12 protein-coding genes and 1 riboswitch are annotated in these 12,097 nt (G+C 48.0%); of the genes, 5 read left to right on the forward strand and 7 right to left on the reverse strand.

All coding sequences use genetic code 11. The features are described 5' to 3' along the window. Positions 1 to 382 precede the first annotated feature (382 nt). A complete protein-coding gene (gene mgtE / locus ACKX2L_RS03600) occupies positions 383 to 1,738 on the forward strand; it encodes a magnesium transporter (RefSeq protein WP_497551801.1) in 1,356 nt (451 codons plus the stop codon). Here mgtE and dinB read toward each other — a convergent pair. Continuing rightward, positions 1,689 to 3,020, reverse strand: a complete 1,332-nt coding sequence (dinB, locus tag ACKX2L_RS03605; protein ID WP_497551802.1) for a DNA polymerase IV — start codon at positions 3,018 to 3,020, stop codon at positions 1,689 to 1,691. The two genes, mgtE and dinB, sit on opposite strands and share 50 nt — an antisense overlap. Beyond that, entirely contained in the window at positions 2,992 to 3,351 is a 360-nt protein-coding gene (locus tag ACKX2L_RS03610; protein ID WP_497551803.1) for a hypothetical protein, read from the reverse strand. Before ACKX2L_RS03610 ends, dinB begins: the two co-directional genes overlap by 29 nt. A gap of 191 nt (positions 3,352 to 3,542) precedes the next feature. Between ACKX2L_RS03610 and ACKX2L_RS03615 the strand changes: the two genes are divergently transcribed. The 3 genes from ACKX2L_RS03615 to rsmH are packed head-to-tail and all read left to right on the forward strand — an operon-like array spanning position 3,543 to position 5,627. Then, positions 3,543 to 4,343 (forward strand): S24 family peptidase, encoded by an 801-nt coding sequence (locus tag ACKX2L_RS03615; RefSeq protein ID WP_497551804.1) that lies wholly within the window; start codon positions 3,543 to 3,545, stop codon positions 4,341 to 4,343. Next, positions 4,340 to 4,549, forward strand: coding sequence for a helix-turn-helix transcriptional regulator (locus ACKX2L_RS03620; RefSeq protein ID WP_497551805.1), 210 nt, complete (start codon positions 4,340 to 4,342; stop codon positions 4,547 to 4,549). Before ACKX2L_RS03615 ends, ACKX2L_RS03620 begins: the two co-directional genes overlap by 4 nt. Before the next feature lie 16 nt (positions 4,550 to 4,565). Then, a complete protein-coding gene (gene rsmH / locus ACKX2L_RS03625) occupies positions 4,566 to 5,627 on the forward strand; it encodes a 16S rRNA (cytosine(1402)-N(4))-methyltransferase RsmH (protein WP_497551806.1) in 1,062 nt (353 codons plus the stop codon). An 11-nt stretch (positions 5,628 to 5,638) separates the two neighbouring features. Here rsmH and thiD read toward each other — a convergent pair whose 3' ends face one another. From thiD to ACKX2L_RS03650, 5 genes are all read right to left on the reverse strand, one after another. Continuing rightward, positions 5,639 to 6,445, reverse strand: a complete 807-nt coding sequence (gene thiD / locus ACKX2L_RS03630) for a bifunctional hydroxymethylpyrimidine kinase/phosphomethylpyrimidine kinase (RefSeq protein WP_497551807.1) — start codon at positions 6,443 to 6,445, stop codon at positions 5,639 to 5,641. A 137-nt stretch (positions 6,446 to 6,582) separates the two neighbouring features. After that, entirely contained in the window at positions 6,583 to 7,095 is a 513-nt protein-coding gene (thiW, locus tag ACKX2L_RS03635; protein ID WP_497551808.1) for an energy coupling factor transporter S component ThiW, read from the reverse strand. 20 nt (positions 7,096 to 7,115) lie between these two features. Further along, positions 7,116 to 7,748: a thiamine phosphate synthase gene (thiE, locus tag ACKX2L_RS03640; RefSeq protein WP_497551809.1), complete on the reverse strand. Its 633-nt coding sequence runs from the start codon at positions 7,746 to 7,748 to the stop codon at positions 7,116 to 7,118. 22 nt (positions 7,749 to 7,770) lie between these two features. Continuing rightward, positions 7,771 to 8,592: a hydroxyethylthiazole kinase gene (thiM, locus tag ACKX2L_RS03645; RefSeq protein ID WP_497551810.1), complete on the reverse strand. Its 822-nt coding sequence runs from the start codon at positions 8,590 to 8,592 to the stop codon at positions 7,771 to 7,773. A 112-nt stretch (positions 8,593 to 8,704) separates the two neighbouring features. After that, positions 8,705 to 8,810, reverse strand: a riboswitch (TPP riboswitch). 374 nt (positions 8,811 to 9,184) lie between these two features. Next, entirely contained in the window at positions 9,185 to 10,660 is a 1,476-nt protein-coding gene (locus ACKX2L_RS03650; RefSeq protein ID WP_497552634.1) for an ISLre2 family transposase, read from the reverse strand. 344 nt (positions 10,661 to 11,004) lie between these two features. Here ACKX2L_RS03650 and ACKX2L_RS03655 point away from each other — a divergent pair, with 344 nt between their 5' ends. Beyond that, the gene (locus ACKX2L_RS03655) at positions 11,005 to 12,042 is read left to right on the forward strand and encodes a LacI family DNA-binding transcriptional regulator (RefSeq protein ID WP_497550336.1); all 1,038 of its coding nucleotides are present in this window, start codon (positions 11,005 to 11,007) and stop codon (positions 12,040 to 12,042) included. Positions 12,043 to 12,097: the final 55 nt, after the last annotated feature.

A 12,097-nucleotide genomic window follows, 5' to 3' on the forward strand; every position in this document is an offset into this window, starting at 1 on the left:
CTTATGCAATTTTATAAGAATTCTTATAAGATCCTGCTTTAATTTTTCATTGAAAGTCCCCCAAAAATGGTCTATTCTTATTTAGGTTGCATACCTCTTATTTTGTTTCTGATTTCTCGAAATGAAAGGTTCTGCAGCATTCATTTTTGGGGTTTCAACCTCTTACTACATTGATTTTAACAGAAGGAGGATCCACTATGGACGGAGACAGTCACGGTCGAAGTAGACAACTGAACATGATCTGTATCGATTACCACACGATCATTCCGTCTGTTGGTCATCCTGCTTTCATGTCCAGATAAACGATCTAATCAGACCAGGTCTGTCTTCTTCAAATCGCCGCTGTCATACAGCAGGCACAGGATTTTGAAGGAGAATACCAATGAACCAATTTCAGATTGATAAGTTAGAGGAGCTTCGCGCTCTTATTTCGCGTGCGGACCGCTCTGCGATCGCTGCCTTTCTCGAAGACTTCCAGCCCATCGACTTTGCCGAACTGGTCAGCGAACTGGATGACGAAGAGATCGCAGCTCTGACACCACTCCTAGACGATGATTCCCTGGCCTCCCTGATGGAGGAATCCGAGGATGATGACCGAATCCGTATTGCACGGACTCTCGATAATGCTCGTCTGCTTACTGCATTCGAATATATGCAGAAGGATGATATCGTAGATATCTTAGGCGACTTCCCGATTGGACGCCGAAAAGAAGTCATGCGGAGCATGCGTTCTTCCGATCAGCAGATCATTACCCGTCTGCTGAAATATCCGGAAGATTCTGCCGGCGGTCTGATGACCACCGAATATATCGCCTTGCATGACAATCTCACAGCCGGTGAGGGTCTGCAGACCATCCGTAAAATCGCTCCGAAAACCGAATTTATCGAAACGATTTATATTATCGACAATGCCCGGAAACTGATTGGAAGCGTCAGCCTGCGGCAGCTTCTGGCTGCACCAAAATCCACTCCGATTACCAGCCTGATGAATGACCAGGTCATTTCCGTCTCTCCGGAAACGGATCAGGAAGAAGCATCCCAACTGGTTTCCCGGTATGACCTGGACGCCATCCCGGTCGTCAGTAAGTCCAACCAGATCCTCGGTATTATCACCGTCGATGATGTGATCGATGTTATTATCGAAGAGTATGACGAGGATATGCTCCAGATGGGTGGTGTCAATGTTGAAGAAAGCATTGACTCTACCTGGAAAGAATCCCTTCGCATGCGTCTTCCCTGGCTTCTCATAAACCTTGCAACCGCCTTTCTGGCTTCCTTTGTCGTCAACATATTCCAAGGCACCATTGAGAAAGTCGTTGCACTGTCTGCTGTTATGACCATCATCAGCGGTATGGGCGGAAATGCAGGGACACAGACCATGTCCATCCTGGTTCGAACTCTGGCCCAGGAAGAAATCGACTGGAAAGAAGCCATCCCCCATCTTTTCAAGGAGATTCTGGTCGGCATCCTGGATGGTGCTTCTTGTGGAGTGGTTACCGGTGTCGTGGTTTATTTCATGTATCATAATATCTTCCTCAGCCTCATTGTGATTCTTGCCATGATTGGAAATCTGATCGTTTCTGCAGTCTTCGGTTTCCTTATTCCCTTGATCCTGAAGAAGTGCCATGCGGATCCGGCGGTTGCATCGTCGATCTTCGTCACCACTGCGACAGACACTCTGGGATTCTTTATTTTCCTTGGACTGGCAAAAGCCTGCCTGCCCCTACTTGTAGGGTAAGAGAATTTCCCCTCTCAAAATAAGAATGGGGATGAACCATATGGTCATCTGCCGTAGCATCCAGGGAGGAGAGATATCGATCTTCATACATGATGCCCCTTTGGATCGACTGATATCCATAACGTCTTCGGACACTGTCCACCATTTGGTCAGCCCGAAGACGTTTTTCACGTTTTTCAATGTCAATAAAAAAATTTAACTGCCTGGGAAGCCCCTCCTGAACCAGATCCCCAACACGGATTCCCATACTTCGAATCGGCTTATCCCAGTGATACAGTTCAGCGAAAATGCCTGCGGCAGCCTTCTCAATTTCTTCTGAAATATTAGTAGGTTCTTCTAATCTTTTCTGGCGGTGACAGGTCTCCAAGCCATTGTCGCGGACATAGACTTCCACGACATATCCTTGAAAATGATGCTCTCTTAAACGCTTGGCTATGCTTTCTGAAAGAAGATAGAGTACCAGCCTGACATCATCATTACAAGTCAGATCCCGGGGTGTTGTAGTGCTGTTTCCGATACTCTTCACAGGAACGGCCTGTCCAAAGGGACTGACCTCCGTCTCATCCCGGCCCCGGGCAAAGACAGACAGGACAAGCCCCATCTTACCGAACCAGCTCTTCAGAAGCATCGGATCCTCCTCTGCCAATTCTCCTATGGTATGAATCCCAAAATTATGAAGTTTGTGTTCCGTCCGCCTGCCGACATAAAGAAGATTTCCTACCGGCTGCGGCCAGATCATGCTTTTATAATTCTCCTGATCAAAAACAGTAATGGCATCCGGTTTCTTGTAATCACTCCCCAATTTGGCATAGATCTTATTCCACGAGACACCAATACTGACTGTGATACCAAGTTCCCTCCGAATTCGGCTGCTGATCTCTTCTGCAATCAGAAACCCGTTATGCATGGTCTTCGTTTGATCTCCGAGGATCTCACAGCAATGGGTGATGTCCACCCAGCATTCGTCCAGTCCAAAGCTCTCTACCCGATCCGAATATTCTCTATAGATCTCCCGGGCCATCTGAGAGAAGCGGATATAGAGATCCATACGAGGTGGCACAAAAATCACATCCGGGCAGTTCTGGCGGGCCTGCCACAAGGCCATTCCTGTTTTCACACCTCTTCTTTTGGCAATGTAATTTGCCGTCAGAACGATCCCATGCCTTGCCTCCGGATCTCCTCCAACAGCCAGGGGATGGCCCGCCAGCTCCGGATGATGGAGCATCTCTACAGAAGCATAGAAGCAATTACAATCAATATGAAGAATGATCCGATCTGACATACTTGCGCTCCACAAACCATAAACCGTTCTCTTCATAAAAGAGAGAGATCTGCCGACCACCTACCATACACAAATAGCGGATCCCGGCCCCGCCGGCCTTCAGACTCGCCCTCCGGTCCATCCTTAAAATGCGATCGATCCGGTAATGCCGGCCATCCTCCCATATGATCATAAGGGGAGTCAGCTTTCCTTCCGTTGAGAAGTCTGCCTGAACTTCCACATATGCCTTATATGGATTCTCCGCCGTAAGCTCCGGCTGCTTCTCATACAGACTGACATCCCTCGGGCGGTCCGACCTCCCGGAATCATGATGGTAATCATATACTCCCATGCCTTGTTTCTCCTCAACTTGAAATTCATTTCTTTGCAGTCTCACTATAAATCCATTATGCATGGATGTAAATGGACATTTATTTCTGATTTTCCATTTTTTGTAGATTTTACTTGTCAACTCCTATTCGACATGATATGATTGCATTACCAAATAACACACAGACAAGTTTCATCTAATCTGGAGGCTGTATGGCTGAAGCGAATCTTCACATTGAGAAGCGTAAACCAGCACGTGATCTGGGAACAATTATTGCCGCCTATCGTAAGAAATTACACCTGACACAGGCAGCACTTTCCCAAAGGCTGACCCTATATGATATCCATGTCAGTTCCAAGGCCATTTCCAATTGGGAAAAGGGGCTTACAGAGCCAAGCGCAACTACCTTCCTCTGCCTCTGCCGAATCCTTCGTATCCCGGATTTTCTGGAAGAATATTTTGGAGAGAACCCGGCAGACCCCATCTCTGCCCTGAACGACGAAGGGAAACTCTTAGCTATTTCCTATATCGATCGTCTTCTCCATCCGATCAACTATAGTAAGAATGGATCTTCTGATTCGACTTCTCTGCCACCATCCACCGGGTTCTCTTCTGAGGGAGATCTGACGGCAAAGGCGTATCATCCGATGCGCCGGATCAAGCTATTCGATGCCAGAGTATCCGCCGGTACCGGGGACTTTCTGTCATCTGAGGACTACTCTTATATCGAAATCGATGAAAGCCTCCACAGAGACTGTGACTTCGCTGTAACCATACACGGAGACAGCATGGAACCAGCCTTTCACGATCACGAAATGGTCTATATTCACCAGCAGAACACCCTGGAAGATGGGGAAATCGGAATATTTGCCTGGGAAAACAATGCCTACATCAAGAAGCTCCGGGAAGATTCGGAGGGATTGTTTCTGGTCTCTCTGAATCCTCACTATCAGCCGATCCGTGTGGATCCGGCCGATGATTCCTTTCGGATCTTCGGAAAGGTTTGCTTATGATGACAAAGGACAAGAATCTCCTGCGTGTCTGTCGGGAAAATCTGCGTCTGACCCAGGAAGAAGTCGCGGAAGCAGTTCATGTTACGCCGAAATCTATTTACCGTTATGAGAATGGACTCGGATATCCGAATCTGGTCACAGCACTCCGTATCTCAGAGCTCTTTGGAAAATCCGTAAATGAGCTTTTTCCACGATCGATCCAGTAGAAAGGAACTCAATATTATGCCACAGGAAGAAAAGCACGTCCGCAGGCCTCATTACAGTGGCCGTTATCCCAAACGTTTTGAGGAAAAATACAAGGAAAGAAATCCGGAAAAGTACCAGGATGAGATTCAGCATGTGATCGAAAAGGGAAATACTCCTGCCGGCATGCACATCCCGATCATGGTAGCAGAGACCTTGGAAAAGCTGCAGATTCAACCCGGAATGAAGGGATTAGACTGTACACTCGGCTACGGTGGGCATACGACAGCCTTCCTTAAGGCCCTAAAAGGACAAGGGCACCTCATATCAACAGACATCGATCCGATTGAAATCAAGAAGACGACCGCACGGCTTCGTGGTCAGGGATTTGGCGAAGACCTCTGGACGCCTGTCCATGCAAGTTATGTTGAAATCGATCGTCTGGCGAAAGAATATGGTCCCTTTGACTTCGTTATGGCTGACCTCGGCGTTTCTTCCATGCAGATCGATGACCCTTCCCGTGGTTTTTCCTGGAGGGCAGACGGTCCTTTGGACCTGCGTTTTGACCCGGAAAAAGGCGAGCCGGCTTCAGAACGTCTCCGCCAGCTGACACGCGAGGAACTAACCGAGCTTCTGTTTGAAAATTCGGATGAACCATATGCCAGAGAAATCGCTCAGGCAATTATCAAAACATATCGAAGTGCCAAAGAAATCAATACGACATTTGATCTGAGAAATCTGATTGAAAAGACCCTTCTCTCCGTAAAAGAGGTAGGCACCCTTTCTCAAGAAGAGCAGAGGGAAATTGTGAAGAAATCCTGCGCCCGTGTTTTTCAGGCTCTTCGCATTGATGTAAATTCTGAATTTGAGACTTTAATGGAATTCATAAAAAAACTTCCTTACGCCCTGGCCCCCGGTGGAAGAGTCGTCATATTGACCTTCCATTCCGGAGAAGACCGGATCGTAAAGAAGTTGTTAAAAGAGGAATTGCGAGAAGGATTATGGTCCGAGATTGCAGACTCTGTGATCCGCCCCGGCAAAGAGGAATGCTATCGCAATCCACGGGCACACTCCACGAAGCTTCGCTGGGCAATTCGCTGACCGCTGACCAGTCATGCTTCGGATTCCATGTACTTTCCCTCGAAAGCGAAAGCATGGTCCAAGGGACCGCTGCCATGACCAAGATCTAACATTGCCGACAGAGCGCCGCTGATATAGTCCTTGGCTCGCTGCACAGACTCCTCCATATTGAAGCCCTTGGCCAGATTAGATGCAATGGCGCTGGATAGTGTGCAGCCTGTCCCATGGGTATTCGGGTTCGAAATTCTCTTCCCTCGGAACCAATGGAATTCACCATTCTGACAAAGCAGATCATTGGCATCATTGATTTTGTGACCGCCCTTCAGAAGAACCGCACAATGAAAGCGCCTGCTGATCTCTCCTGCCGCCTTGACCATATCTCCTTCTGACTCAATGTTACAGCCGGAAAGGACTTCTGCTTCCGGAATATTTGGAGTCAGGATATCCGCCAAAGGTAACAGTTCCTTCTTTAATGTCGAAATGGCATCCTGACTGATCAGTCGGGCTCCACTTGTAGCAACCATAACCGGATCGATCACGATCCACTTAGGCTGGTAGAAACGAAGCCTTTCCGCGATGACCTGAATCAGGTCACTTTCCGAAACCATTCCTATTTTCACTGCATCCGGAAAGATATCCGTAAATACTTCGTCTAGCTCTTCCTTCAAAAATGCAGGACTTGCATTCATAATTGCTGTGACGCCGGTTGTATTCTGAGCAGTCATGGCAGTGATGGCTGACATGGCATAAACGCCATTTGCCATCATTGTCTTGATATCTGCCTGGATGCCGGCGCCTCCGCTGGAATCAGATCCGGCGATCGTTAATGCTGTTCTCATGATTGACCTCCCGTGAGACAGATTAATTTTATATACCGGCAGAAGGTGGTGCCCCCGGCCTGCCGGTTGTTGTTTACTATTTATTTTACAATATTACGAATGGCTCCCTTGCCAGTCTGCTTTCACAATTCGAATCATCATTCCGTCAGCATCTGTCTCATATGACCGAGAACCTTAGTCTTATCCAATGCTGTGATCAGAATTGCTGCGATGATGGTCCCGCCTGCTGTACTTACCAGGAAGGGAAGGACATAGGTAAATAAGGCGGCTTCTTTATTTCCCATCAGAAGGGTTGCAACCGGGAAAGCCAACAGGCCCCCAAGCACTCCTGTTCCGACAACCTCAGCGAGATAGGTCGGGATATACTTTTTTGTCGCCTTGAACATCAGGCCACAGCAAAGAGCTCCTACCATACTGCCGGGAAAGGCCATAAGAGATCCGGTTCCCATCAGATTCCGGATCAGGGAAGCAGCAAATGCGATGGCAACGCCCCACCAAGGGCCAAGGAGAACTGCTGCCAGAACATTGACCATATGTTGGATCGGGAAGCACTTGGATGCCCCAACCGGGATATAGAATCCGGACAATGCAATGATGACAGCCACCAGAAGTGCCGATGTTACAAGTTTCTTTAGATGTTCCTGTTTCATAAATAATCTCCTTTTCTCCCCTACAGATCTCTTATGACTGCAAGCAGATTTCTGCAGGATCTCTCTATATCACCGGAAGCGAATATGCCGGAAATCACCGCGACCCCATCCAAACCCAGGCCGGATAATTCCCTGATATTGTCTTCCGAAATTCCGCCGATTGCACATACCGGAATGTGCACCGCAGAAGTGATATCACGATAAGTATTACGGTCCATCGGCTTTGCATCCTTTTTTGTCTTCGTTCCAAAGGCCGCACCACAGCCGAGATAGTCGGCTCCGTCCGCCTCCGCTTGCAAAGCCTCTCTTACGTTATGAGCTGTCGCTCCAATAATCTTGTCCGGGCCCAAAATTTCTCTGGCCCGTTTCACCTTCATATCGTCCTGGCCGATGTGGACACCATCCGCATCCGCTTTCTGACAAACGAAAACATCATCGTCAATCAGAAGCGGGACCTGATAATGATGGCAGAGATCTCGTAACAGAAGAGCCTCCGACAGGACCTCCTCGGATCTCATCTCCTTTTCACGAAGCTGAACCATCGTAACACCGGCACGTAAAGCCTCTTCTACAACATCCTCTAATCTCCTGCCTGACAACCAGCTTCGATCTGTAACCGCATAGAGGTGAAGGCATTTTGCATTGAAATTCATATTTCCTCCAAATGATTGAACTCTACCACCCCGCCGCCTGACTGACCGCATCGATGAATAGTGTCCGAAAAGTCATGGTTCCCATCCAAGCCCTGGTCTTCATTTCTTCTTCTGCAAGTTCGGCCAGATGTCCATAGAAAAGAAGACTCTCATGTACCAGAGATAGCAGATCCTCATGATTTCCATTAGAGTTCTCCACTACCTTATTCCATGCTCCAATAGAGGCCGCCAGGAATCCGGACAACATGCATCCACTGCCTGTGATCCTTTTTAGTAAAGGCGTTCCGGAAGTGCCGGCTAAGACCTGATCCGGGCTCACTGCATAATCGACCTCGCCAGTTACTGCGAGAACCGTATCCAATTCTCGAGCTAATTTTCGAAGCTTCAAAGGATCCAGAGACAGTCCAACATCCTCTACTCCCTTCGACGGGAAGACAAGCCCCATCAGGGCAGCCATTTCCGACTGATTTCCCCGGATACAAGTCGGATGTAATTCGCTTAAGAGCCTCTCCAGGAATTTCCTTCGATAAGGGGATGCACCGGCGCCGACCGGATCCAAAATCAAAGGATGTCCCAATTCATTGGCCTTTTTCCCGGCTGCCAGCATAGCCTCAAGTTTTCCATCGGATGGCATACCGATATTCAATAAAGTAACATCGGAAATCGCGGAAATCTCTTCCGCCTCTTTCGGGTCGTCCGCACAAATGGCGGTTGCTCCAGATGCCAGGATCAGATTAACGACATCTGTCATGGTCACCGGATTGGTAATGGCATGAACCAGAGGTTTCTGCCTTCGGATCTCACCTATCACATCGTAATGATTACTCTTCTCAAAGCCTTCCATATCCACAAGTCTTACCCCATTTTGGGCAAAAAAAATCCTCCCGGACCGGGAGGTGCACAAACAAAAGTCAGATGAAAATCGAATCTGCAATAACAAAATTCCGATTCGCTTCTCTTAGAACTTTCAGCTTCCTTACGCCGGTATTACCCGGGTCAAGTTTTAAGGGTCCGATGATTCTGATCTCATCGGTCTCAGCAAAAGCGCCCCTAGCGGAAATATTCTTTTATTCTCTTTCACAAGCAATTTTCATTGTATACTTTCGCCAAGTTACTGTCAACCCTGGCCATTTCTTGTGACGGCGTAAGTTTATATTCGGATTTTATGGGTAGGAGAACACCCTGGATACTGCTGATAAGATATCAGGCAACGAAATGCTGGCTCCACTATACTTCTTATTTTCCTGCAGCACAAGGCTGAGCTTCCACGAAGCCACAGATCTGCTTACTTCTCTTAGCTGCCTTTTGGCCTGCGTCCGCAGCCCCCTGTCAAGGGCAGGGCCGCGGAGCGGTGCTATGCACCCTTGACAGGGACTGCGGCGCAGGCTTTTCTTTCGCCTAAGAGAAGTAAGCAGCCCTCTGTTCACCTTTACGGCTCACAGATCCCAAATGTTTCTTTCCAGATGGACATACTTCCTTGATCCTTGCGGTATGCTGGCCTGGAGCTTTTCGATATACTTACCATAGTTCTTCTGATTCTTCCTCTCTTCGGCCAGCATCTCACTTGCGGAATAGATCACTTCTGCTTCTCCTCCCGCCGCCACAGGAAGCTTCTCCGACTGTTTCCTTACCAGTTCCAGCATATCTCCGCCATTCTGATAATACGCCCGCAGCTGAGCCATCTTTTTCGCACCTGTACGGCTCCAGCCCATCGCCCTCGAGCTCATCCGGCTGGACAAAAGGTGACTGACATGGCCTTCCGCGCTACAACCGATTACCCCATCCTGATGCAGCAGCCTTCTTCTCGCTGGCATCCAGTTGTTCAGAAAATACGTTCTGGCCTCCTCGATCCGGGCTGCCCCGCTCTCTTCCGGGAGGCAGTCTCTGAGCCGATCCACGATTGCATTGAATTCTTCCTTTGTCCCATAGCGAATCGCGTGATACAGCTCTTTTCGCGCGTCTTCGATGCTGTCTTTCATGTGACTGGTCAGACGGATAAGATATTTTGACAGATGGAATTCATCCATCACAAAGATCAGGCCATGGATCCGTTTCATCCCGGATTTGATCCACCCGCCACCGTCTGCGCTCAGATAGATCCGCTTGATCTGATCCACCTCGTAGGTATCACAAATATACCGGTAGATCCGATCCCAGAACGCATTGTTCTCTTTCTCCCCACAGACATCTGCGAAATACCGGGGATTTTTCAGATGATGCCGCTTACTCTTTGGGGCATCCGGCTCGATTCCCTCATGGACATAGACCATCTTGCTGATCAGTGAGTTGTTTTTCCGGCCGACCGCATTTTGCACCAGATCTCCTTTTGCATTCTGGAACTGCAGGGACACATGGTCCTCATCGGCCTCTATATAGAGATAATCAACGACCCGTTTTGTTTCCGGCTTTTCCCATTCATCCGGGATCTCAAGCGCATGTAGGCGGTCTTTTACGGCCTCTTTACTGACTGCGTCGGGCGAGATTGTGCTTGCCTCCCCTCCACGACGATAGGAGGTCTGTACGGCCTCCGTGAGGAGACGTGCTTCGGCATCCTCTGTGAGTCTGGCATGTGGGCTGAGTCCAAGAATCCGATCGAGCAGGTAGGCCATCTCCCCCGATTCTTTATTCGTAAACAGAGTTTTTGTGAAATCGACCGCTCCAAGAGAAGTAACAAGCTTTTTATGACAGTTTTTTTCGATGACCCATGATTGCTTTCTCTTTCCGCTTTTCCGGATCTGCTGATCGATCTCTTCCAGGGTTTCCTGGATCATCAGCACTCCAAGGGTACGAAGTTCATCAGAGATCCCGTAGATGAAGGAGGCCATGTCTGTAGGATCCTCATAAAATTTTTCCTGAAGTTTCTGAAAAATATTGATCGATACGTCCGAAAAATGTTGTATACTCTTATTCATAGAGAACATCTCCTTTGCAAGGTTTTTTGGTTTCCGCTTAATACCTTATCACAGGTGATGTTCTCTTTTTATATTTTTTTCCGACTAAAACTTTACGCTAGCAAAAATGAAAAAAGTGCACAAAAGGAAACCCCAAAATTCTGTACTATTGACGAAAGAATCGACAGAGCGGGACAATGTTGTTGAAAACGTTCCCAAAAGATGTTAACCTACAAAATTGAAAGGGTAATTCAAAAGAAACACATCTGGCACGGTACCGTTACCGGGAATGGTTTGCAATAGGATCTTCCGACGTAAGTCAGCGTGCTTTTCTGATGTGGGGGATTAGAAAGAGTAAAGGATGGATGGAAACTCTTACTATTAAGGATATTGCTAAAATTTGCAAAGTAAGTACAAGTACGGTATCACGTGCCATTAATGATGATCCCGGGATCAATGCCAAAACCAAAGAAAGGATCCTTCGTGTCGTAAAGGAATTTCACTTTGTACCGAATTCTTCCGCCAGGAATCTGAAACTGACGGAATCCAATACGGTAGGACTTCTGATCAAGGGTGTCGGCAACCAGTTCTTCCAGTCCATGTATACGGTCTTTGAGAAAGAACTGCATAAGAGAGGATATGAGTTCATTATGAATGAGCTCAATGACCGGCAAAATGGCGTAGACGAAGCCATGCAGCTGGCCAAGGAGAAACGCTTGAAAGGAATCATCTTCATGGGCGGTTTTCTCCAGAATCCGGAGGTCCGCCTCAAGGATCTGAATATCCCTTTCGTTTTCTGTACGGTTGCATTGAATCCGGAAGAAAAGGTGACCCGCTGCTCTACTGTTGCAATTGATGATAGCAGAGAGAGCTATAAGGCCGTGGACTATCTTTGTAAAAAGGGTCATAAGAGGATCGCGATCATCACCGGTCGAAAAGAGGATACCGCTGTAGGATACTTAAGAACGCAGGGCTATATCAAGGCTTTGAAGGATAACGGTATCGAAGTGGACCCGGAGCTGATCCGCTCTATGCCGGAGGATGTCCCGGATTATTCCATAGCCGCAGGTTATCAGGCGACAAAGCAGCTGATCGAGGACGGAATCGACTTTACTGCACTCTATGTGATTTCCGATCTTGCAGCCTTCGGCGCCTACCGGGCGATTTCCGAGGCCGGAAAGAAGATCCCGGAAGACTATTCCGTGATTGGCTTCGATGGCCTGGAGATGACACGTTATATGGTACCTGCTTTGACAACGATCAAGCAGCCGGAAGTACATCTGGCCAAGTCGGCAGTTGCGCTTTTGATGAAACAGATTGAGGGGGAGAATGAACCTGTAGAGCATCTGGTTTATGATGCAAGCCTGATGGAACAGGAATCCGTAAGAGACATGAAGCTTTAAGGCTTTTTGTGATAAAAGTAGAATCTGCAGCTCTTGCAGAAATTTACAGGAGGAG

The sequence above is a fragment of the Porcibacter vitabionis genome (assembly GCF_046263795.1).
Taxonomy (GTDB): domain Bacteria; phylum Bacillota; class Clostridia; order Lachnospirales; family Lachnospiraceae; genus Lachnocurva.